The following is a 22,095-nucleotide window of genomic DNA, read 5'->3' as shown; positions in this document are numbered from 1 at the left end:
TCGTCAGGCCGGCGCCGGTCCGCGACGGCCGCGCAGCCGGCGCAGGCGACGTACCGCCGCGCGGGCGGCGACCTGCCCGAGGAGCGCCGCCCGGGCCCGGACTCCGTGGGCGGCGCGCACCCGGGTGAGCACCCGACGGTGCGTGGCGAAGCCGGACTTGTACGCCTCGTCCCCGCGCAGCAGGTCGACCTCCGTGCACCCTTCGAGCGCCGCCCGCTCGACGACCCGCACCAGCAGCGCGGTCCCGGCACCGTCGTGGTGGCGCTCGGTCGAGCGCGCCAGCTGGTAGAGCGCGAGCCGGCCGGCGACCAGGAACGCCACGGACACCGCGGCGGGCCGGCCGCCGACCTCGAGGACGTCGACCCTCGCCTCGCCGCACGCGACCGCCTCGGTGATCGCGGGCCGCAGCCGCGCCATCTCCCGCAGCAGGGGAGCCCGGTCGGGTCGGTCGCGGTGCAGTGCCTCGAAGGAGTCGAGGGCCGCACCGACGTCCGCGGAGGTGGCTGTCCACTGCTGCGCGCCGCGGTCGGCGAGCCGCTTCTCGGTGCGTCGCACGTTGCGCCGGAAGGACGCCGAGCGGGTCGCGAGGAAGGACCCCGTGAGCGGTTCGTACGGCGCCACGTCCACCGGCTGCGCAGCGACCCCGAGCGCGGCCGCGGCCAGGGACCGCTCGGGCGCGCCGGAGAGGTCCAGCAGCCGCGCCCCGGGCCGGGCGAACCACCGCCCGAAGGCCTCCGCGACGTCCTGCTCGCGACCCGGCAGCGCGACCAGGTCGACGTGGTCGGGGCAGGGCACCCCGTGGCCTGCGGGGCGCAGGACCTCCACGCCGAGCCGGCGGCGCGAGGTGAGCGCGATGCCACCGACCGGCCCGTCGGCGTCGTGGATGAGCAGCGGTGCCGGTGTGTCCTGCGTCACGTGGCGCACCCACCAGGGCCGGGTGAACGGGGACGGATGAGGCTGCTGGGACAGCAGGTGCGGCCACGCCGCCCAGAACGCCCGGGGGTCGGTGCTGACCCGTACGGTCGGCGACTCCAGGGCTGCCACGCGCGTCACCGTAGGGGACCGCCGGGGGACGGGCAGAAGGTTTACGACTGCACCACCCCGGGCAGCCTTCAGTTCACATCTGTATACCGAGCACGTACTGGGGGACGTACATGGCTTCGCAGGGGGACGACCACGTCAACGTGGGCGACGGACGGGCAGGGGGCCCGGGCTCGTCGCCCAGCACCGGAGAGCAGGTCGAGGCGGCTCGAGCGGCGTTCGCCGCTCGACGCGAGGCGGAGAACGTGCTGGCGGACGCCAGCAAGATCCGCGCGTCGGCCGCCGCCGATGCAGACGCGTTGCTGGTCGACGCGCAGATCATGGCCGACCGGCTCCAGTCGGAGTCGCTGGCCGAGTACGAGCGCCTCGTCCGCGAGGCCACCGAGCGCTCCGACGGGATCCTGGCGCGGGCCCGGATGGAGGCCGACCGCCTCCGCGCCGAGGCGCAGGGCCAGGCCGAGGCCATCCGGCTGCGGGCCGAGAGCCAGCTCGACCAGATGCGGGCCCAGGTCCGCGAGGAGCTGCGCGCCGAGCAGATGGCCACGCTGGGCACCGTCCGGCACCGCTCCGACGGCCTGCTGCGCGACCTCGAGTCGGGCGTGCTGGACCTCGGCACCACCTTCGAGCGGGCGAACGCGTCGGTCGCCGACGTCGTCGCGACGATCGGTCAGCTCCGCACCGTGACCGAGTCGGCGCTGCCCGCCGCGCCCGCCCCGGCCGCCGAGCCCGCCTCGGACCTCGCCCGGACGTCGGTCGTGGTCGAGGAACCGGTCACCGAGCCGGTCACCGAGCCGGTCACCGAGCCGGTCATCGCACCGGCACCCGTGGTCGAGGCGCCCGTCGCCGAGCCCGTCCGCGCGCCCGTCGTGGAGGACACCCGCGAGGCCGCTGCGCCCGAGCAGCGCGCCGCGATCGCCACGCCGACCGACGAGGTGCCCGACCGGGACCACGAGGGCCGGGAGCACGAGGGGCAGGACTCCGAGGACCGTGGGCCGGGGGCCGCCGCCGGGGACGCGCCGATGATCGGTCGCATCTCGACCGCGGCGGTCACCGTCCCGCAGCCGGTCGCCGACGAGAACGCCACCAGCTTCCTCGGCACCGACCCGCCGCGCCCGGTCACCGACTGGGCCACCGGGCCGGCCGCCACGGCGGGGGGCGACCCGGTCGCCGCGCCGCTGGGCGCGGGTGAGGGCTCCCGGCCGCTCGGCTGGCTCTTCCGCGCCACCTCCTGAGGTCAGGACGCCGAGGCGTCCTCGCACCCGGCGGCCACCGCGCCGTCCGGGTGCACCGCGACCGAGTCGACGACCGAGCCCCGAGGCACCCGACGGAACAGCTGCATGAAGATCCGTCGGGTGCCTCCGGGCGCGAAGCACGACCACGTGCCCGACACGACGGCGACCAACCCTCCGCCGGGGTCGGTCACCACCGCCTGCACGACGGCGCTCGGCACGTCGGCGTCGGCGGTGACGTCGGCCAGGACCACCGAACCGCGCGGACCCTCCTCGATCCGCACGGGCTCCGCACGCACCTCGGGGACACCCGCGCCGTCGGACCACGAGACGTCGCGGTAGGTCACGTCCACGGAGGCCACCTCCGAGGCGGGACCGTCGACACCGACGTACACGCCGTACGTCGCACCAGGACGAAGGGAACGCACCGTGCAGCAGCCGTCGCCGCCGCCGCGCGTCGCCACGGCCGTCGAGGCCAGCGCCGTGCCGCGCGGGTCACGCAACGTGACCACGGCCTCGGCGCGCCGCAGCACGCGGTCGGTGGGGTTGCGGACCAGCACGGAGACGAGCCCGTCGAGCTCGGCCCAGCCGACGGTCTCCAGCAACGAGCCCGCGCTGGCCGCCGTCGTCGCGGCGGTCGGGTCGACCTCCTCGCCGGCCAGCTGGTCGGAGATGGCCGAGCACCCGGTGAGGGTCACCACCAACGCCCCTGCCGTCACGGTCCGCAGCACCCTTCCCGAATCCCCCATGCCGGTCAGGGTAGGGGCGACGTGAGCCGGCCGGTGGTGCCGCTCGTGCCGCGGTCGAGCGTCGCGGTCCTGGGCCAGGACCCGGCACTCGCGACGGCGCCCACGGCGCCCGGTGGTCCGGACGCCGGGGCGCGTGCCACCGGCGAGGCCGGCCGGGCGGCGCGCGGCGTGGTCTGGCTGGCGGCGAACGGCGTCGTGGTGAAGACCGCGCAGACCGTCGTGCTGCTGTCGCTGGCCGCGATGCTGGCGCCGTCCGCGCTCGGCCTGGTGGCGTTGGGGACCCTCGTCGCCAACGTCGCGGTGCAGGTGTCCGGCCTGGGCACGGCCAGCGCGCTGGTCTACTGGCGCGGAGACGTGCTCCGCGCCGCCCGCACCGCCGCGACGATCAGCGTCGGCTGCGCCGCGGCCATCTCCGCGGCGCTGTGGGTCGGCGCTCCGTGGCTCGCCTCGGCGCTGGGTGCGGCCGACGGCGGTGCGGCGGTGATCCGCGGCCTGACCGTCGTGCTGCCGTGCACCGCGCTCGCCGGGGTCAGCTACGAGCTGCTCCGCCGGGAGCTGCGCTTCCTGCGCCGGGTGATCCCGGACGCGGTCGCCGCGGTGGTCGGTGCGGTGGTCGCGATCGCGCTCGTCGTCCAGGGGTCCGGGGTGATGGCCCTGGTCGCCGGGCAGGTCGTCCAGGCGGTCCTCGCCCTGCTGCTCGCCTGGTGCGTGCACCCGCCGGTGCTGCCCGGCTGGGACGCCGAGGACGCCCGCGGGCTGCTGTCGTACGGCGGGCCGTTCGCCGGCACCCACCTGCTCGAGCTCGTCCAGCTCAACATCGACTACGTGGTCGTCTCCGCGGTCCTCGGCACGGTGGCGCTCGGGCAGTACTCCCTGGCCTTCCGGCTGGCGTTCATGCCGTACCTGATGATCGTCGTCGTCGTCACCGGAGCGGCCTTCCCCTACCTGTGCCGGGTGCGCGGGCCCGAGCTCGGCCGAGCGGTCGTCTCGGTGACCACGGTGACGACCACGCTCGTGGCGCCCCTGTGCCTGGGCATCGCGCTGGCCTCCGACCACCTGGTCGTGCTGGGCGAGAAGTGGTCGCCGGCGGTGCCCGCGGCGGCCTGGTTGGCGGCGTACGCCGCGCTGCTGAGCATCGGCCTGCTCGTGCAGACCGCCGTGAACGCCGCCGGCCGACCCGTGCTGGCGCTGGGGCTGCGCCTGGCGCACCTGGTGCTGCTCGTCGGTGCCCTCCTCGTGGTCGTCGACCGAGGGATCACCGTGGTCGCGGCCGCGCAGGCCGCCGTCGCGGCGGTCGTCGCCGCGCTGGCCCTCGGCCTGGCCCGGCGGACGGTGAGCGGGTTCTCGCTGCGCGACCTCGCGGTCGCCCTGCGCCCCGCCGCGCTCAGCGCGCTGGCGCTCGCCGCCGCCGTGCTGCTCGTGCGGGCACTGCTCGGCGACCTCGTGCCCAGCCCCGCGACGCTCGCGCTGCTCGCGGTGACCGGCCTCGCGGCGTACGCCGGCCCGCTGTGGCTCCTGGACCGCCACCGCCTGCTGGCGGCGGCCGCGCTGCTGAGGAGGTCGCAGTGAGGACCGGGACCCGCACCGTCGCCACCGTCCTCCGCCCGGTCGTGCGCGCCGGACGTGCCGTGGCGACCACCCCCGGGCTGACGCTCGTCGGGTGGCACCGGGTGGACGGGCGCACCTCCGACGGCCTCTCGACGGGCACCGACGACTTCCGCCGCCACCTCGACGCCCTCGAGCGGTGGGGCGCGCAAGTGCTGCCGCTGGACGACGCGGTCGCCCGGCTGCAGGACGGCACGCTGCCCGCGCGTGCCGTGGCACTGACCTTCGACGACGGCTACGCCAGCGTGGTGGGGACGGCCTGGCCGCTCCTGCGCGAGCGCGCGCTGCCGGCCACGCTGTTCGTGGTCAGCGGCACCCTGAGCGGCCACCGGTTCCCGTGGGACGCCCACGAGTCCGCGCCCTGCCGCAGCGGCCGGCTGCGGACCGCGACTGCCGAGGAGCTCCTCGCGGCCGCCGCCGAGGGGCTGGACATCGGCTCGCACACCGTGACCCACCCGTGGCTGCCGGCCCTGGACGACCGGACGCTCGAGCAGGAGCTGACCGGGTCGCGCGCGGTCCTCGAGGACCTGCTCGGCCGACCGGTGCGGTCGCTGGCCTACCCGACCGGGGGCTGGGACGCGCGGGTGCGCGCCGCCGCCGCCCGGGCGGGCTACCGCGTCGGGGTCACGGTCGACCGCGGGCTCAACACCGGCCGGGTCGACCCGCTCTCGCTGCGCCGGGCCTTCGTGCCCACGGACCCCACCGACCTGCGGCACGTCCTCGACGGCGCGTACACCTTCCTCCGCCCGCTGGACCGCTGGCGCGCCCGCGGGGGCCCGGCATGGTGACCCAGGACGTCGCGCTCGCCCTCGGCCTGCGCCGGCCGGCCCCCGACACCCGGCCGCGCACGGCCGGGACGGTCGTGCTCCCGCTGCTCCTCGCCGTGCTCGGCGGGCTCGCGGTCGGCTACGCCCCCTCGCTGGCGCTCGTCGGCGGAACGGCGCTGGCGCTCGGGACGGCGCTCCTGGTCCGCCTGGAGTGGGCCGCGCTGGCCGTGGTGGCGACCGCGGTCTTCGAGGACTACCTCGCGCTGGTCGACCCGCGGCTGACCAAGCTGCTCGCCGTGGTCCTGGTGGCCGCCTGGGTCGTACGCCGCTGCCAGGGCCCGCTCCGCAGGGCCACGCACCCGATGGCCGGCGCCCGCAGCAGCGGCCGGTCGGCGGTGCTCGCCGCGGCGCTCGTGCTGGTGGTGCTCCTGCTCGCCTCGACGGTGCTGCACCCCCACGGCACCACCGGTGCCACCGTGCTGGCCCGCTGGGCCGGCTTCGTCGTCGTGCTCCTCGTCCTCGTCGACGCGATGCGCGGGCCGGTGCCGCCGCGCGCCGTGGCCCGCACCTACGTGCTCGCCTGTGCCGCCGCGTCCGTCTGCGGGATCGTGACCTACGCCGTCGGAGCCGACCGGCGGGTCAGCGGCCCGGTCGGCGACCCCAACGACCTCGCCTTCTTCCTGCTCGCCGCGATCCCGCTGGGCACCGCCCTGCGCGTCGGCGCGCGCCGCGCGTGGGTGTACGACGTCGCCGTCGTCGTCAGCCTCGCCGCGCTCATCGGCACCCTCTCCCGGGGTGCGCTCCTGGGCCTGGCCGTCGCCGTGGGGGTCGCGGTGCTGACCCGCCAGCTGTCCGGCCGGGCGGTCCTCGCGCTCGTGCTCGCTGGGGGCGCCACGGTCGCGCTCGCGCTGGCGACCGTGCCGCAGCTGGTCGAGACGAGCCTGGAGCAGAAGGGCGACGTCGCGGACCAGAACGTCTCCGAGCGCCTCGACCTGTGGGAGTCCGCCGCGGACATGACGCTCGAGGCGCCGGTGCTGGGTCACGGGCCGGGCTCGTTCTCCCTCGAGCACCGCGAGCACCTCGACCGGCTGCCGGAGGCGGTCGACCACGACCTCGACGTCGCGCACAACACCTACCTCGAGACCGCCGCCGAGGTCGGCGTGCTCGGGCTGGCCGCCCTGCTCGTGCTCCTGGCCGCGGGCTACCTCGCCGCCCGCTCGGGCCGGGTGGCCCGCGGTGACCGGCTGGCGGGCGCGGTCTGCGTCGCGCTGGCGGGCACGGCGGTCGCCGCGGTGTTCGTCACCGAGCAGTACTTCCTCCCGCTGTGGCTGCTGTGCGCCCTCGGTGCGGGACTCGCACGGGAGGTGCGGTCGTGACGCGCGTCGTGCAGGTCCTGACCCAGGGCACGGGCGGCCCGGTCGTCCATGCGGTCGACGTGGCGACCGAGCTGGCCCGCCGCGGGGTCGACAGCCACGTGCTCGGCCCGCGGCCCGTCGACGCCCCGGGCGTGACCTGGCACGCCACGACCGTCGCGGGCAAGACCGACGGGCGGGGCGCGCGCGACGCGCTGGCGCTCCTGCGGGCGCTGCGCGCCGACGTCGTCCACGCGCACGACCGCCGGGCGGGCTGGCTCGCCCGGCTGGCGGCACCCGTGCTCGCGGCGCCGGTCGTCTACACCCTGCACGGGGTGCCCGACGGGCTCTCGGACCTGGTCCCGGGCAACGTGCGGGCCGCCGGGCGCCGGCGCCGCGACCGGCTCTACTACCTGACCGGCGAGCGGCTGGTGACCCGCTGGGCCCGGGCCCGGGTCGTCGTGCCCAGCGCCGCCGTGGCGACGTACGCCGTGGAGCGCGTGGGCCTGCCCGAGCGCGCCGTGTCGGTGGTGCACAACGGCGTCGACCCGGACCGCTGGCGGCCGGCGCCCGTGCCCGGGGGGCCGGTGACGGTCTTGTGGAGCGGCGTGCTCGGCGGGGTGAAGCGGGTGGGCCTGCTGCTCGACGCGCTCGCCGCCGTGCCGCACGCGCGGGCACTGGTCGTCGGCGACGGCCCGGAGCGCGGCCTGGTCGAGCGGCGCGCGGCCGAGCCGGCCCTGGCCGGTCGGGTCGAGCTCACCGGTTGGCTGGACGACCCGGCGCCGGCGTACGCCCGCGCGCACGTGCTCGCCCTGACCTCCGCCGCGGAGAACCTCCCGCTCACCCTTCTGCAGGGGATGGCGTGCGGGCTGCCCGCGCTCGCGACCGCCGTGGGCGGCGTGCCGGAGGTGGTTCGCGACGGCGTCGACGGGCTGCTCGTGCCCGCCGACGACGCCGCGTCCCTCACCGCCGCCCTCCGGACGCTGGCCGGCGACGCCGGGCTGCGCGAGCGGGCGGGGAGGTCCGCCCGGGACCGGGTCGAGCAGTCGTTCTCCCTGGACCGCTGCGTCGACGGGCTCGAGCGGGTCTACGCGGAGGTCCGCGGATGAGGACGCTGATGGTGATCGCCGAGATGGGCTCGGGCGGCGCGGAGGCGGTCGTGGCCGACCTCGCGCTCGACCGGCTCGGGCGCGGCGACGAGGTCGCGGTGGCGAGCGACTGTGGCTGGCGCACCGGCGACCTCGCGGTCCGCGGGGCGCGCCTCGTGCCGCTGCCACTGCGCAGCCCCAGCGCTCCCGCCCTCGCCCGGTCCGGTGCCCGGCTCCGCCGGCACCTGCGGGACCGTCCGGCCGACCTGCTGCACACCCACAACGTCCGCGCCACCCTGGCCGCCCACCTCGCCGTGCACGCGGCCCGGCGGTCGACGCCGCCCGTCGTGGCGACGGTCCACGGGCTGGCCGGGCCGGACTACGCCCGCGCCGTCCGGGTGCTCGACCGGTGCGCCGACGTCGTCGTGGCCGTCTCCGAGCACGTGGCCGACCGGCTGCGTGACGCGGGGCTCCCGGACGCCCGGCTGCGCGTCGTGGAGAACGCCGCGCCGCTGCCCCGTCCGCCGGCCCGGGCCGCCGCACGCGCGGCGCTGGGCCTCCCGGCCGACGTGCCGGTCGCGGTCTGCGTCGCCCGGCTCGTCGCGCCGAAGCGGCACGACCTGGTCGTCGACGCGTGGGGGAACCTGCCCGGCGCCCCGGTCCTGCTGCTGGCCGGGGACGGCCCCGGTCGTGCCGACCTCGTGCGCCGTGCCGCCTCCGCCGGCGTGGCCGACCGGGTGCGCCTGCTCGGCGACCGCCGCGACGTCGAGCGGCTGCTGGCCGCCGCCGACCTGGTGCTGCTCCCGAGCGACCGCGAGGGCCTGCCGGTCTCGGTGCTCGAGGCGATGGCGGCCGGCGTCCCGGTCGCCGCGTCCGCCGTCGGTGGGCTCGTCTCGCTGGCGGGAGCCGTCGAGCTGGTCGACCCCGCCACGCCCGAGGCCTGGGCATCGGCGGTGCGCCGGCTGCTCGAGGACCCCGGCCGCCGGTCGGACCTGCGCGCGGCGGCCTCCGCGCTCGTCGACCGGCGGTTCTCGCCGGTGGCGATGCGGGCGTCGTACGACGCGATCTACCGAGACCTGATCTGAATCGCATGGAAATCCTGGGGGGATCCTGATGGAGCTGCACCACATCGGTGGCGCACTGTGGCGCCAACGCCTGCTCGTCCTGCTCGTGCTGCTGCTGACCGGCTGCGCCGTGGCGGTGGGCGTCTCGCTGGCGCCGAAGACCTACCGCGCCACCGCCGTGCTGGCGGCGACCGCCGACCCGGGCACGTCCGAGTCGCCCGACGACCTGGACGCGCTCCGCGGCACCCTGGCCGAGCTGGCCAGCAGCCGCGAGCTGCTCACCGAGGTGCAGGGCGAGCTGGACGTCGACCGCGACGTCAGCGACCTGCGCTCGGCGGTGTCGGGGGAGTGGGTCGGCGGAACCATCCTGATCCAGGTCGTCGCGGAGGACGCCGACCCGCAGGTCGCCGCGGACCTCGCCAATCAGGTGGCGATGACGCTGCCGTACTACGACCCGAGCGCCAACGCGTTCCTCTTCACCCAGACCAACGAGGCGCAGGCGCCGCGGACCTACAGCAGCCCCAACCTGCTGCTGGCCATCGGTGTGGGCGCCGCGCTGGCCATCGTCCTGGCCGTGGCCGCCGCCGTCGCGCGGGACCGCCGCACCAGCACCGTCGTCGACGGCGCTGCCCTCGAGGACGCCACGGACACCCCGCTGCTCGGCCACGTCCCCGTGCCGCGGGACCCCACCACCCTGCCCGCCCTCTACCCCGGCACGGCCGCCGCCGACGTCTTCCGCCAGCTGCGGATCGCGCTCGAGGCGCAGGCCGCGGGCAGCCCCGTCAGCCGCGTCGTCGTCGCCGGGGTGACCCCCGGCGAGGTCAACGTCTGGCTGGGCGCCAACCTGGCCATCTCGCTGGCCAACGTCGGCCGCACCGTCCTGCTCGTCGACGGCCGGATGGGGCCCCGCCACGGGCGCTCGATCGCCGCGGAGCCCGACACCCCCGGCCTGTTCGACGTGCTGGCCGGCACCGACCTGGGCCGGGCGGTCAGCCCGGGGCCGGTGGACCTGCTGGCCGTCCTGCCCGCGGGCGACGCCGGGGCCGAGCCGTACGAGTCGATGCTCGAGACGGTCTTCGCCGACCGGATGGCCGAGGCGGAGGCGGCGTACGACGTCGTGATCGTGCTCGCGCCCGCCCTGGAGACCTGCGACGACGCCCGCGTGATGGCGGCCCGCGGCGCGCTGCTGATGGTCGTCCCCGAGGGCCAGGTCTCGGCGGAGGCGCTGCGGGCGCACGCCGACCGGGTGCGCTCGGTCGGCGCCAGCCTGCTCGGAGCGGTGCTCGTCGGGCGCCGGGCCGAGCGGGTGCTGACCTGAGGAGGGCGGGGTGAGCAGGCGACCGGCGCAGCCCCGGGGCGGGATGCGGCGCCGGCTCCACGTGGCCCACGTGTCCGAGCCCTCCAGCGAGGGCGTGGCCGTGGTGCAGTACGCCTACATCCGCGAGCAACTGAGGCGCGGGTGGAAGGTGACCGTCATCTGCCCGACCCACGGGTGGCTGGGCTACTCCGCGCGGGCCGCGGGCGCGGACGTGCGCTGGTGGCAGGCGACCCGCGGCCCGGGCCCCTCGGTGCTCCGCGAGACCGCCGACCTGCGGCGGATCCTCGCCGAGGTCGACCCGGACGTCGTGCACCTGCACAGCGCCAAGGCCGGCCTGGCCGGCCGGCTGGCCGTGCGCGGCCGGCGCGCCACCGTCTTCCAGCCGCACGCGTGGTCCTTCCTCGCCGCCGAGGGTGCGGTACGCCGCGCCACCGAGCACTGGGAGCGGCTCGCGGCGCGCTGGACCCACCGCCTGGTCTGCGTGAGCGAGGCGGAGCGGCTCGCGGGCGTCCAGGTCGGCGTGGAGGCGCCGACGGCGGTGCTGGCCAACGGCGCCGACCTCCTCCGCCTCGAGGTGCAGGGACCCAAGCAGCGCGACGACGCGCGCAGCGGGCTCGGCCTGGCGGACGTCCCGACCGTCGTGTGCGTGGGCCGGCTGACCCGGCAGAAGGGTCAGGACGTGCTGCTCGACGCCTGGCCCTCGATCCGCGAGCGCGTCCCGGACGCCCAGCTGGTGCTGGTCGGGTCCGGCCCCGACCGCGCCGAGCTCGAGCGGCGCGCGGCCGGGCTCGCCGGCGTCCTGCTGGTGGGCTCGCGCACCGACGTGCCCCTGTGGTTCGCCGCCTCGGACGTGGTCGTGGCCCCCTCCCGCTGGGAGGGGATGCCGCTCGTGCCGCTGGAGGCGATGGCGTGTGGCCGCAGCGTGGTCGCCACCGCCATCCCCGGCATCGAGGAGGCCGTGCCCGACGACGCCGGCCAGCTGGTGCCCGAGGGCGACGCGTCGGCGCTGGCCGACGCGGTGGTCTACCGCCTGCAGTCACCCGAGCAGACGACCGACGAGGGCTGGGCCGGGCGGCTCCACGTGGAGGACCACCACGACGAGCTCACCGCTGCGCGGGGGGTCCTCCGGGTGTACCTGGCCGTGCTGCGCGAGCGACGGGGAGACGGACGGCGCCGACCTCTCCGCGCGGTGCTCGCAGGACGACCGGCAGGGTCCGGCACAGGATCTTGACGTCGCTCCACAGCGACCAGTTCTCGATGTAGAAGTTGTCGACCCGGGTGCGCTCGGCGATCGAGGTGTCGCCCTTGAGCCGGTGCACCTGGGCGAGCCCGGTGAGCCCGGTCGGGACGCGGTGCCGGTCGGCGTACCGGCTCTCGGCCTGGCTGAAGGCGTCGACGAAGTAGGGCCGCTCGGGCCGCGGGCCGACCAGGCTCATGTCGCCCTTGATCACGTTGACCAGCTGGGGCAGCTCGTCGAGGCTGGAGGCACGCAGGAACCGGCCCACCGGGCCGATCCGGTCGTCGCCGTCGATGTTCCAGCGGGTCGCGCTCTCGGTCTCGTCGTCGGGCTTGAGCGAGCGGAGCTTGTAGAGGGTGAACGGCTTCCCGCCGACCCCGACGCGGGTCTGCTTGAAGACGACGCCGGGGCCGGTCTCGATGCGGGAGGCCAGCGCGCAGGCGGCGATGACGGGGGAGGCGACGAGCAGCCCGGCGGAGGCCAGGACCACGTCGAGCGTGCGCTTGCCCCAGCGGGCGAGGGGCCGGTGGCCCCAGCGCCGCAGCCGCATCAGCGTGACGCCCTGGACCACCTCGGTGCCGCGGGTGCCGGTGGCACCCATCAGCTCGTGGAACCGCGGGACGACGAAGACCTGGTGGTCGCGCTCGACGCAGCGGCGCACGACCGCGACGGTCTCGGCGTCGGGCGGGGCGGGGAAGGCGAAGACGACGTCGTGCACGCCCAGGTCGACCATCGCCTGCTCGAGGCGGTCGATGCCGCCGAGGAGCGGGACCGGAAGCCGGCGGGCGCTGGCGCCGCGCTCGATGATGCCGACGGGGCGCAGGCCCAGCTGCGGCTGGTCGAGCAGGGTGGCGGCCAGCGCGGAGCCGACCGGTTCGCCGCCGACGATGACGACCGGGTGCCCGGCGTGCCCGCGGCGGCGCAGCGCGTGGATCGAGGCGTACGCCGCGACGCGGAGCACGACGAGGAGCACCGCGACCGCGGCGGCGAAGGCGGGCACCACCGACCACGTCGACCGGGCGGTCACGCCGATGCCGGGTGCGGCCGCGACGAGGGCCAGCGCGCCGAGCCCGGCGGCCAGGAGCAGCCGGGGGAGGTCCTCGAGCGCGGAGAGCACGAGGCGCGGGCGGTACAGGTCGGCGCTGTGGCAGGTCAGGAACACCGCCGCGGTCGCGGCGGCGATCGCCAGCGGCCCCACGTCGACGGTGCTGACGACCGGCACGGCCGCCACGAGGACCGCCACCACGTCGAGCAGCAGGAGCAGCGGTCGCTGGCTACGCAGCCACGGCAGCCGGTCGATCAACCGGTCGGTCAAGCGCATGCGAAAAACCCCCCGCGGGCTGTCTACCCCCTCGCGCGGTGCCCCAATCCTGTCCCGCAGGATGGATCCGTGGAGCGCGCCGTCGAGGACCTGTTGGCCGAGTGGGGCCTGGTCGTGGACGGGCCCTCGCCGGCCGCGGGTCGCGCCACGGTGCTCCCGGTCACCGGGGACCGCGGCCCGGCCGTGCTCAAGGTCGCCGTGGTCGAGGAGCGCACCGAGCACGAGGCGCTCGCCCTGCAGCGGTGGGGCGCCGCGCCCCGGCCCTGGGCGGCTCGCCTGCTGCGCGCCGACCCGCACCGGCGGGCGCTGCTGCTCGAGCGGCTGCCGGGCCCGGACCTGGCCGACCACTGGGACGTCGAGGCATGCGAGCTCGTCGGGGCACACCTGGCCCGCCTGCACGTCGACCCGCCGCCGCAGGTCCCCACGCTCGCGTCGTACGTCGCGGAGCGGACCGCCGCGCTCGCCGCGCTGCCGCGGGACGCGCCGCTGCCGCACCGCCTGGTGGAGCAGGTCGTCTCGCTGGGGCGGGACCTCCTCGCCGACCCGGGGGAGCAGCGGCTGCTGCACACCGACCTGCACTACGCCCACCTGCTCGGTGCAGGGGACGACTGGCGGGCGATCTCGCCGAAGCCGCTCGCCGGCGACCCGCACAGCGAGCTGGCCCCGCTGCTGTGGCACCGCTGGGACGACGTCGTCGGCGACGTGCGGGGCACCCTGCGGCGGCGGTTCCACGCGGCGGTCGACGCGGCCCTCCTCGACGAGGACCGGGCGCGCGACTGGGTGGTCGTCCGGACCGTGCACCGGGCCCTCGACGCGCTGGCGGACCGGGCGCTGGTGACCCGGTGCGTCGCGGTGGTCAAGGCCGTCCAGGACTGAGCCCGTCCCCGTTCCGGACGGCTCCACCCGGCCGGGTGACTTCGGCCGATCGATTCGCACCGGGGCCGCCGCCGGGGGAGGATCTGCGGGTGTCCCAGCTCGTCTCCGTCAACGTCGGCATGCCCCGCGAGGCGGCCTGGGCCGGCATCGGCCGCACCAGCATCGACAAGGCGCCCGTCGCCGGGCCGGTGGAGGTCGGGCTGCTCGGGCTGGCCGGCGACCAGGTCTCCGACACCCGGCACCACGGCGGCGTGGACCAGGCGGTCTACGCCTACGCGCGCGAGGACCTCGACCGCTGGGCGGTCGACCTGGGGCAGGAGGTCCGCGACGGGCAGTTCGCCGAGAACCTCACCACCCGCGGGGTCGAGGTCACCGAGGCCGAGGTGGGCGAGCGCTGGCGGGTCGGCACGACGCTGCTGGAGGTCGCCTACGTCCGCACGCCGTGCAACGACTTCAAGAGCTGGATGGGCCGGTGCGGGTTCGACAACCGGGCCTGGGTCAAGCGGTTCACCCTCGACGGCGCTCCCGGGGCCTACCTCCGGGTGCTCGCGCCGGGCGAGGTGCAGGCCGGCGACGACGTGGAGGTCGTCCACCGTCCGGGCCACGGCGTCACGATCGCGACGATGTTCCGCGCGCTGCACACCGAGCCGGCGCTGCTGCCCCGGCTCCTCGAGGTCGACGGCCTGGCCGCGAAGGCCCGCCGCAAGGCCGAGCAGTACGTCGCCGCACGGGCCTGAGCCGGCCTCCGCGCCGGATGTTTTGCCGAGCACGTCCAGGAAGCGGTCTGGTCCGGTTACCGACGGGTCGCAAGTGACGTAGGTTACTGGGCAACGATCCGCCGACGGGAGACGCGGCCGCTTCGGCCTACCCTCCCGGCCGTCACCCAGGAGAGCCATGCCCGTCAACCACGACACCAGCTTCGTCGACCACCTGAGCCCCAACGTGGCGGTGCAGTTCCTCGACCGGGTGGAGAAGTCCTCCGGGGCCGAGGCGTTCCGCTTCCCGCGGGGCGAGGCCTGGGAGTCGGTCACCTGGGCGCAGGCCGGTGACCGGGTACGTCGCCTCGCCGCCGGGCTGCTGGCGCTCGGCCTGGAGTCCGAGCAGCGCGTCGGGATCGCCTCCGGCACCCGCTACGAGTGGATCCTCGCCGACCTGGCGGTCATGTGCGCCGCCGGTGCGACCACCACCGTCTACCCGACGACGAACGCCGAGGACGTGGCGTACATCCTCGGCGACGCGGAGTGCCGCGTCGTCTTCGCCGAGGACTTCGACCAGATCACCAAGCTCACCCTGCACAAGAACGAGCTGCCGCACCTGATGAAGGTCGTGACGTTCGACGGCGCCGGCGACGGCGACTGGGTCATCACGATGGACGACCTCGCCGAGCTCGGCGAGAAGTACCTCGCCGAGCACCCCGACGTCGTCGAGCAGACCGCCCGGGCGATCGCGCCGGACCAGCTGGCGACGCTGATCTACACCTCCGGCACCACCGGCCGGCCCAAGGGCGTCCGGCTGCGCCACCGCTCCTGGGTCTACGAGGGCGCGGCGATCCAGGCCCAGGACATCCTCCACGAGGACGACCTGCAGTTCCTGTGGCTGCCGATGGCCCACTCCTTCGGCAAGGTGCTGCTCTCCAGCCAGCTCGCGTGCGGCTTCGCCACCGCGATCGACGGCCGTGTCGACAAGATCGTGGAGAACCTCGGCGTCGTGAAGCCGACGTTCATGGGCGCCGCCCCGCGGATCTTCGAGAAGGCCCACGGTCGGATCGTCACCATGCAGCAGGCCGAGGGCGGTGCCAAGGAGAAGATCTTCAAGAAGGCCTTCGAGGTCGGCACCAAGGTCGACCGGCTCCGGCGCGACGGCAAGTCCGTCCCGCTGCCGCTCAAGGTGCAGCACGGCCTGTTCGACAAGCTGGTGTTCAGCAAGGTCCGCGACCGCTTCGGTGGCCGGGTCCGGTTCTTCATCTCCGGCTCCGCCGCGCTCAACCAGGAGATCGCCGAGTGGTTCAACGCCGCCGGCATCCTGATCCTCGAGGGCTACGGCATGACCGAGAACGCCGCGGGCGCCACGGTCAACCACCCCGAGGACTACAAGATGGGCACCGTCGGCCCCGCGCTGCCGGGGGCGCAGGTCCGCATCGGCGAGGGCGACGAGGTCCAGATCAAGGGCCCGCACGTGATGGAGGGCTACCACAACCTGCCCGAGGAGACCGCGAAGGCGTTCACCGAGGACGGCTGGCTGCGCACCGGTGACAAGGGCTCGCTGGACGCCGACGGGTTCCTGACGATCACCGGCCGGATCAAGGACCTCTTCAAGACCTCCGGCGGCAAGTACATCGCCCCGTCGGCGATCGAGTCGAAGTTCAAGGCGCTGTGCCCCTACACCAGCCAGTTCATGGTCTTCGGCAACGACCACAACTACTGCGTCGCGCTGGTGACCCTCGACCCCGACGCGATGGCGACGTGGGCCGAGGAGAACGGCATGTCGGGCAAGTCCTACACCGAGGTCGTCTCCTCCCCGCAGGTCCAGGAGATGGTCGCCGGGTACGTCGAGCAGCTCAACGGCCGGCTCAACCGGTGGGAGACCATCAAGAAGTGGGAGATCCTCGACCACGACCTCACGATCGAGTCCGGTGAGCTGACCCCCTCGATGAAGGTCAAGCGCAACGTCGTGGAGGACAACAACAAGGCGCGGATCGAGGCGCTCTACGCCTCCTGAGCACCTGATCCACCCGCCGCTCCGCGGAGCGGCACCGAGGTGGCCACCCCCCGGTTGACGCGTTCGAACGCGTGTTCGATACTGGGGCGTGGCCACCTCTTCCCCTGCAGCAGGCGAGATCGACCGCCTGCGTGAGCGCATGCAGCGGATGACCGACGGCGTGCCGCGGCGTCCGCTGGCCACCCACCCGGCGCTCGGCGGGCTGGTCCAGCTGCGCACCGGCGGCAGCTACGAGGTCGACAGCACGACCCTCGCGCTGGCGCTCATGGCCGGCCCGTCCCAGGCGGGGGACTGGTGCGCGGTCGTGGGCGTGCCGGACTTCGGCGCCGAGGCCGCGGCCGCCGCCGGCGTCGACCTGGGCCGCACCGTCCTGGTCCCCGAGCCCGGCGAGCAGTGGCTGGAGGTCACCGCCGCGCTGGTCGACGTCCTCCCGCTGGTCGTGCTGCGCCCACCGCCGCGGGTGGGCGAGCACGTCGCGGAGAAGCTCGGCGCGCGGCTGCGCAAGCGCTCGGCCGTGCTGGTCGCGCTCGGCCCGTGGCCGCGGTGCGAGGTGCGACTGTCCACCGCCGAGCCGCGGTGGACCGGTGTCGGCCTGGGCCACGGCCACCTGCACAGCCGGCAGGTGGTCGTCGAGGCGCGTCGCGGCTCGGCGCCGCCGCGCCGCACGGCGCTGTGGTTCCCCGGCGAGGCGGGCGCCCCGGCCCCGGCCGCCCCGGTGGTCGTCCCGGGCCCCGTCGCGGTGGCGGGCTAGCCGTGCCCACCCGCGCGCTGGTGGTGTGGTGCCCGGACTGGCCGGTGGTGGCCGCACTGGCCGAGGAGGCGCTCCCGCCCCGGCAGCCGGCGGCGGTGTTCGCGGCGAACGTCGTGCAGGCCGTCAACGGTCCCGCCCGCGACTTCGGCGTCCGCCGGGGCATGCGGCGGCGCGACGCCCAGGCGCGGTGCCCCGAGATCGCCGTCCTCGCCGCGAACCCCGACCGGGACGCGCGGGCCTTCGACGACGTGCTGGCGGTGCTGGAGCAGCTGCGGCCGGGCATCGCCCCGCTCCGGCCGGGGCTGGTGGCGCTCCGCTCGCCCGGCCGGTTCTACGGCGGGGAGGCCGAGGCGGCGGCGGTGGTCGCCGAGCGGCTGGTGCGGCACGGCGTCTGGGACTGCCGGGTGGGGATCGCCGACGAGCTGTTCACCGCCGAGCAGGCCGCACGCCGCGCGGCGCCCCAGGACAGCGTCGTGGTGCCGGCCGGGGAGTCGGTGCCGTTCCTGCGCGACCTGCCCGTCGAGGTGCTCGACGACCCCGAGACCGTCGGCCTGCTCAAGCGCCTGGGGCTGCGGTCGCTGGGCCAGCTGGCCGACCTGGGCGCCGGCGACGTGCTGGCCCGGTTCGGCCGCCAGGTGGCGTGGGTGCACCGGGTCGTCTCGGGCCGGGGCGAGACGCTGCTGGCCGAGCGGACGCCGCCCCCGGACCTCGAGGTCCACGTCGACTTCGAGCCGCCGCTGGACTCCGCGGAGACCATCTGCTTCAGCGCCCGGCGCACCGCCGACGCCTTCGTCGAGCAGCTGGCCCGCCAGGGCCTGGTCTGCACCGAGCTGCTGGTGCAGGCCGAGGCCGACGGGGTGGTGGCGTCCTCGCGGCGCTGGGTGCACCCGCGCTGGTTCGGCGCGGCCGAGGTGATCGACCGGCTGCACTGGCAGCTGCAGGGCGCCATGAACGGGCTGAGCCGTGGCGGGGCGGTGCGGGCGCCGGTCGAGCGGGTGCGGTTCGTCCCCGAGACCGTCGTGCCGGACTCCGTGCACGCCGACGGCCTGTGGGGCGGCACCGACGAGCGGGTCCAGCGCGGGATCGCCCGGGTGCAGGGGATGCTCGGCCACGAGGCGGTCGTGGTGCCGGTGCTCCAGGGCGGCCGCGCGCCGGCGGACCGGCAGGCGATGGTGCCGTGGGGCGAGCGGCCGGTGGGGCTGCGGCCGACCGGCCTGCCGTGGCCGGGCAGCATCCCGCCGCCGGCCCCCGCCCGGGTGCTGGCCGACCCGTGGCCGGCGGCGCTGGTCGAGCCGGGTGGTCGCCCGGTCGTCGTCGACGAGCGGGGTGCGGTGCGTGGCGAGCCGACGCGGTTCCGGCCCAGCGCCGACGAGCCGTGGCAGCCGGTCGCCGCGTGGGCCGGGCCGTGGCCGGTCGAGGAGCTGTGGTGGGAGGGCACCCCGCGACGGGTGGCCCGCTTCCAGGTGGTCGGCGTCGACGGCCGCGCCTGGCTGATGACGTACGACCAGGCCGCGGCGGAGTCGGTCTGGTGGACCGAGGCGGGGTACGACTGATGGGCTGGAACAACCCGACGATGCCGTGGTCGGAGCTCGAGCGACGGCTCTCGGGCCGGCCCGACCTGTCCTCGGAGGCACCGATCTCGCGGCGCAAGCGGAGGCCGCAGCAGACCGACGTCGCCGCGCCCGACGGGCCGGTGGTGCCCTACGCCGAGCTGCACTGCCACTCCAGCTACAGCTTCCTCGACGGGGCCAGCTCGCCGGACCAGCTCGTGCTCGAGGCGATCCGGCTCGGGCTGGACACGCTGGCGATCACCGACCACGACGGCTTCCACGGGGCGCCGCTCTTCGCCGAGACCGCGCAGGTCAACGCGGCCCCCTCCGGGCGCTCGGACCTGCGCACGGCGTACGGCGCGGAGCTCTCCCTCGGCCTGGGCCGGCCTCAGCAGGGGGTGGCCGACCCCGAGGGCACCCACCTGCTGGTGCTGGCGCGCGGGGTGGAGGGCTACCACCGGCTGGCCGCGGCGATCACCGACGCGCACCTGCGCGGGGAGGAGAAGGGCCGGCCGGTCTACGACCTCGCCGAGCTCGGCGAGCGGGGGCGCGGGCACTGGCTGGTGCTGACCGGGTGCCGCAAGGGCGCGGTCCGCTCCGCGCTCCAGGCCGAGGGCGCGCCGGGCGCGGCCCGCGAGCTGCGCCGGCTGGTCGAGCTCTTCGGCCGCGACTCCGTGGCCGTGGAGCTGGTCGACCACGGCTACCCGACCGACTCCGGCCACAACGACCTGCTCTTCGCCCTGGCCGCCGAGCACGGCCTGCCCGCCGTGGCGACCAACAACGTGCACCACGCCCGGCCCGGCGACCACCGGCTCGCCGCCGCGATGGCCGCGATCCGGGCCCGGCGCAGCCTGGCCGAGATGGACGGCTGGCTGCCGGCGAGCGGCGCGGCCTGCCTGCGGTCGGGGGAGGAGATGGCGCGCCGGTTCGCCCGCTACCCCGGCGCGGTGAGCCGCTCGGTCGAGCTGGCCGACCAGGTCGTGCTCGACCTGCAGAAGGCGACGCCGCGGCTGCCCAAGGACGGCATCCCCGACGGGCACACGCCGATCAGCTGGCTCAAGGTGCTGACCTGGCGGGGCTTCGAGGAGCGGTACTACGGCACCGACCTGGAGGCCGAGGCACGGGCCAAGATCCTGCACGAGCTGGAGGTCATCGAGCGCAAGGACTTCGCCGGCTACTTCGTCATCGTCCACGACATCGTGGCCTTCGCCCGCTCGCGCGGGATCCTCTGCCAGGGCCGCGGCTCCGCGGCCAGCTCGGTGGTCTGCCACGCCCTCGGCATCACCGCGATCGACCCGGTCTTCTACCGGCTGCCCTTCGAGCGGTTCATCTCCGAGCACCGCGACGAGGAGCCCGACATCGACGTCGACTTCGACTCCGACCGCCGTGAGGAGGTCATCCAGTGGGTCTACGAGCGCTACGGCCGGCACAACGCCGCGCAGGTCGCCAACGTCATCAGCTACCGCCCCAAGATGGCCGTCCGCGACGCCGCCAAGGCGCTCGGGTACTCCCCGGGCCAGCAGGACGCGTGGTCGAAGTCGATCTCGAGCTGGACCAAGGTCGAGCCCGACGGCGACCCCGGCGAGGCCGAGATCCCGTCGCCGGTCGTCGCGCTGGCCAACCAGCTGCTCTCGGTGCCGCGGCACCTCGGCATCCACTCCGGCGGCATGGTGCTGACCGAGCGACCGATCGGGGAGGTGTGCCCGATCGAGCATGCCCGGATGGAGAACCGCACCGTCCTGCAGTGGGACAAGGACGCCTGCGAGTTCATGGGCCTGGTCAAGTTCGACCTGCTCGGCCTGGGGATGCTCTCGGCGCTGGACCACATGATCCGCATCGCGGGGGAGCACCTCGGCGACCACTGGGAGCTGGCCACGATCCCCAAGGAGGAGCCGGCGGTCTACGACATGCTCTGCCGGGCGGACTCCATCGGCGTCTTCCAGGTCGAGAGCCGGGCCCAGATCGGCACCCTCCCGCGGTTGCAGCCGCGCTGCTTCTACGACCTGGCCATCGAGATCGCCCTGATCCGCCCCGGCCCCATCCAGGGCGGCGCGGTCCACCCCTACGTCCGCCGCGCCACCGGCCGGGAGCCGGTCGACTACCCGCACCCCGAGCTGGTGCCCGTCCTCGAGCGCACCCTCGGCGTCCCGCTGTTCCAGGAGCAGCTGATGGACATGGCCAAGACGATCGGCGACTGCACCCCCGACGAGGCCGACCTGCTGCGCCGGGCGATGGGCTCCAAGCGCGGCGTGGAGCGGATCGAGAGCATCAAGCACAAGCTGTACGCCGGCATGGAGCGTCGCGGGGTCCTCGGCGAGGACGCGGACGCGATCTACGTCAAGATCCTGTCCTTCGCCAACTTCGGCTTCGCCGAGAGCCACTCGCTCTCCTTCGCCAAGCTCGTCTACGCCAGCTCCTGGTTCAAGCTGCACTACCCGGGGGCGTTCCTCGCCGGGCTGCTGCGCGCCCAGCCGATGGGCTTCTACTCCCCGCAGTCGCTCGTCGGCGACGCCCGCCGCCACGGGGTCACCGTGCTCAAGCCCGACCTCGAGCGCTCCGGCGCCCGGGCCGACCTGGAGCCGCTGGGCCCGGACGCGCGCACCACCGGGATGGACTCCTGCCTGCTCGACCACCCCGGCAAGACGTTCTTCGTGCCGGGCACGCCCGACCCCACCCCGCAGCACCGGCGCGACGCGGCGTACGCCGTGCGGCTGGGCCTGGACTCCGTCCGCGGCATCGGCGCCGACGTCGCCGCGCGGATCGTCGCCGCGCGTGCGGAGCGGCCCTTCGCCGACCAGGTCGACCTCTCGCGGCGCGCCGGCCTCGACGCCCGGCAGCTCGAGGCGCTGGCGACGGCCGGCGTCTTCGACAGCAGCGGGCTGAGCCGCCGGCAGGCGCTGTGGAACGCCGGGTGGACCGAGCGGGAGGACCAGCTCGAGGGGGTCCGGGTCGCCGGGGACGCACCGATGCTGCCCGAGATGGACGAGGTCGAGGTGACGATGGCCGACCTCTGGGCCACCGGGGTCACCACCGACAGCCACCCCTTCGGCCACCTGCGCGACCAGCTGCGCCGGTCGGGGGTCAGGTCGGTGGCCGACCTGGCCACCACCGAGCCGAACCGCCGGATCAGCGTCGCCGGGCTGGTCACCCACCGCCAGCGCCCGGGCACGGCGGGCGGGGTGACCTTCCTCAACCTCGAGGACGAGACCGGCATGCTCAACGTCATCTGCACCGTCGGCGTGTGGCGCCGGCACCGCAAGGCGGCCGCGGGGTCCTCGGCGGTGGTGATCCGCGGGATGCTCGAGCGCGAGGACGGCGCCACCAACCTGGTGGCCGACAAGATCTCCTCCCTCGAGGAGCTCCACCCCGAGGCCGGCCGGGCGCTGCGCGAGAAGCACCGCTCTCGTGACTTCCGCTGAGCCCGCCCAC

At 75.7% G+C, this 22,095-nt stretch carries 16 protein-coding genes and 1 pseudogene; 14 read left to right on the top strand and 3 right to left on the bottom strand.

Translation table 11 applies throughout. The features are described 5' to 3' along the window. Window positions 1–3 precede the first annotated feature (3 nt). Window positions 4–1,044 (bottom strand): GNAT family N-acetyltransferase, encoded by a 1,041-nt coding sequence (locus OSR43_RS14590; RefSeq protein WP_302267332.1) that lies wholly within the window; start codon window positions 1,042–1,044, stop codon window positions 4–6. 110 nt (window positions 1,045–1,154) lie between these two features. On the opposite strand from OSR43_RS14590, the gene OSR43_RS14585 reads away from it, so the two are divergent. Further along, complete coding sequence (locus tag OSR43_RS14585; protein ID WP_302267331.1) at window positions 1,155–2,273, top strand: ATP synthase F0 subunit B; 1,119 nt, start codon at window positions 1,155–1,157, stop codon at window positions 2,271–2,273. A gap of 2 nt (window positions 2,274–2,275) precedes the next feature. Here OSR43_RS14585 and OSR43_RS14580 read toward each other — a convergent pair whose 3' ends face one another. After that, entirely contained in the window at window positions 2,276–3,019 is a 744-nt protein-coding gene (locus OSR43_RS14580) for a hypothetical protein (RefSeq protein WP_302267330.1), read from the bottom strand. A gap of 21 nt (window positions 3,020–3,040) precedes the next feature. Between OSR43_RS14580 and OSR43_RS14575 the strand changes: the two genes are divergently transcribed. From OSR43_RS14575 to OSR43_RS14545, 7 genes and pseudogenes are all read left to right on the top strand, one after another. Beyond that, window positions 3,041–4,588 (top strand): oligosaccharide flippase family protein, encoded by a 1,548-nt coding sequence (locus OSR43_RS14575; RefSeq protein WP_302267329.1) that lies wholly within the window; start codon window positions 3,041–3,043, stop codon window positions 4,586–4,588. Continuing rightward, the gene (locus OSR43_RS14570; protein WP_302267328.1) at window positions 4,585–5,412 is read left to right on the top strand and encodes a polysaccharide deacetylase family protein; all 828 of its coding nucleotides are present in this window, start codon (window positions 4,585–4,587) and stop codon (window positions 5,410–5,412) included. The genes OSR43_RS14575 and OSR43_RS14570 overlap by 4 nt, the downstream gene beginning before the upstream one ends. Continuing rightward, window positions 5,406–6,767 carry an O-antigen ligase gene (locus OSR43_RS14565; protein ID WP_302267327.1) on the top strand — a complete coding sequence of 454 codons (1,362 nt, stop codon included), beginning with the start codon at window positions 5,406–5,408 and terminating at the stop codon, window positions 6,765–6,767. The genes OSR43_RS14570 and OSR43_RS14565 overlap by 7 nt, the downstream gene beginning before the upstream one ends. Beyond that, on the top strand, window positions 6,764–7,852 hold the full coding sequence (locus OSR43_RS14560; RefSeq protein ID WP_302267326.1) for a glycosyltransferase family 4 protein: 1,089 nt from the start codon (window positions 6,764–6,766) through the stop codon (window positions 7,850–7,852). Before OSR43_RS14565 ends, OSR43_RS14560 begins: the two co-directional genes overlap by 4 nt. Then, window positions 7,849–8,916 (top strand): glycosyltransferase, encoded by a 1,068-nt coding sequence (locus tag OSR43_RS14555; protein WP_302267325.1) that lies wholly within the window; start codon window positions 7,849–7,851, stop codon window positions 8,914–8,916. Before OSR43_RS14560 ends, OSR43_RS14555 begins: the two co-directional genes overlap by 4 nt. 28 nt (window positions 8,917–8,944) lie before the next feature. After that, on the top strand, window positions 8,945–10,213 hold the full coding sequence (locus OSR43_RS14550; protein WP_302267324.1) for a Wzz/FepE/Etk N-terminal domain-containing protein: 1,269 nt from the start codon (window positions 8,945–8,947) through the stop codon (window positions 10,211–10,213). 43 nt (window positions 10,214–10,256) lie between these two features. Continuing rightward, window positions 10,257–11,300 (top strand): annotated as a pseudogene (locus OSR43_RS14545) (glycosyltransferase); the annotation flags it as partial. Window positions 11,301–11,316: 16 nt separating this feature from the next. Here OSR43_RS14545 and OSR43_RS14540 read toward each other — a convergent pair. Beyond that, entirely contained in the window at window positions 11,317–12,771 is a 1,455-nt protein-coding gene (locus OSR43_RS14540) for a sugar transferase (protein ID WP_302267323.1), read from the bottom strand. A 69-nt stretch (window positions 12,772–12,840) separates the two neighbouring features. Between OSR43_RS14540 and OSR43_RS14535 the strand changes: the two genes are divergently transcribed. The 6 genes from OSR43_RS14535 (at window position 12,841) to OSR43_RS14510 (ending at window position 22,085) form a co-directional block, all read left to right on the top strand. Next, window positions 12,841–13,647: an aminoglycoside phosphotransferase family protein gene (locus OSR43_RS14535; RefSeq protein WP_302267322.1), complete on the top strand. Its 807-nt coding sequence runs from the start codon at window positions 12,841–12,843 to the stop codon at window positions 13,645–13,647. Between the two features lie 89 nt (window positions 13,648–13,736). Next, window positions 13,737–14,384, top strand: a complete 648-nt coding sequence (locus OSR43_RS14530; RefSeq protein ID WP_302267321.1) for an MOSC domain-containing protein — start codon at window positions 13,737–13,739, stop codon at window positions 14,382–14,384. A gap of 157 nt (window positions 14,385–14,541) precedes the next feature. Continuing rightward, window positions 14,542–16,365 carry a long-chain fatty acid--CoA ligase gene (locus tag OSR43_RS14525; protein ID WP_302267320.1) on the top strand — a complete coding sequence of 608 codons (1,824 nt, stop codon included), beginning with the start codon at window positions 14,542–14,544 and terminating at the stop codon, window positions 16,363–16,365. A gap of 88 nt (window positions 16,366–16,453) precedes the next feature. Then, window positions 16,454–17,116: a hypothetical protein gene (locus OSR43_RS14520; RefSeq protein WP_302267319.1), complete on the top strand. Its 663-nt coding sequence runs from the start codon at window positions 16,454–16,456 to the stop codon at window positions 17,114–17,116. A 2-nt stretch (window positions 17,117–17,118) separates the two neighbouring features. Further along, entirely contained in the window at window positions 17,119–18,669 is a 1,551-nt protein-coding gene (locus OSR43_RS14515) for a DNA polymerase Y family protein (protein ID WP_302267318.1), read from the top strand. Beyond that, window positions 18,669–22,085 (top strand): error-prone DNA polymerase, encoded by a 3,417-nt coding sequence (locus OSR43_RS14510; protein WP_302271691.1) that lies wholly within the window; start codon window positions 18,669–18,671, stop codon window positions 22,083–22,085. Before OSR43_RS14515 ends, OSR43_RS14510 begins: the two co-directional genes overlap by 1 nt. Window positions 22,086–22,095: the final 10 nt, after the last annotated feature.

The sequence above is a fragment of the Nocardioides sp. Arc9.136 genome (assembly GCF_030506255.1).
Lineage (GTDB): Bacteria > Actinomycetota > Actinomycetes > Propionibacteriales > Nocardioidaceae > Nocardioides.
This window is presented reverse-complemented; position numbering and strand designations above follow the sequence as displayed.

Coding starts and splice junctions, on each gene's coding strand:
- OSR43_RS14585 (WP_302267331.1), top strand. CDS start 1,155: ATGGCTTCGCAGGGGGACGACCACGTCAACGTGGGCGACGGACGGGCA.
- OSR43_RS14540 (WP_302267323.1), bottom strand. CDS start 12,771: ATGCGCTTGACCGACCGGTTGATCGACCGGCTGCCGTGGCTGCGTAGC.
- OSR43_RS14525 (WP_302267320.1), top strand. CDS start 14,542: ATGCCCGTCAACCACGACACCAGCTTCGTCGACCACCTGAGCCCCAAC.
- OSR43_RS14550 (WP_302267324.1), top strand. CDS start 8,945: ATGGAGCTGCACCACATCGGTGGCGCACTGTGGCGCCAACGCCTGCTC.
- OSR43_RS14510 (WP_302271691.1), top strand. CDS start 18,669: ATGGGCTGGAACAACCCGACGATGCCGTGGTCGGAGCTCGAGCGACGG.
- OSR43_RS14565 (WP_302267327.1), top strand. CDS start 5,406: ATGGTGACCCAGGACGTCGCGCTCGCCCTCGGCCTGCGCCGGCCGGCC.
- OSR43_RS14580 (WP_302267330.1), bottom strand. CDS start 3,019: ATGGGGGATTCGGGAAGGGTGCTGCGGACCGTGACGGCAGGGGCGTTG.
- OSR43_RS14555 (WP_302267325.1), top strand. CDS start 7,849: ATGAGGACGCTGATGGTGATCGCCGAGATGGGCTCGGGCGGCGCGGAG.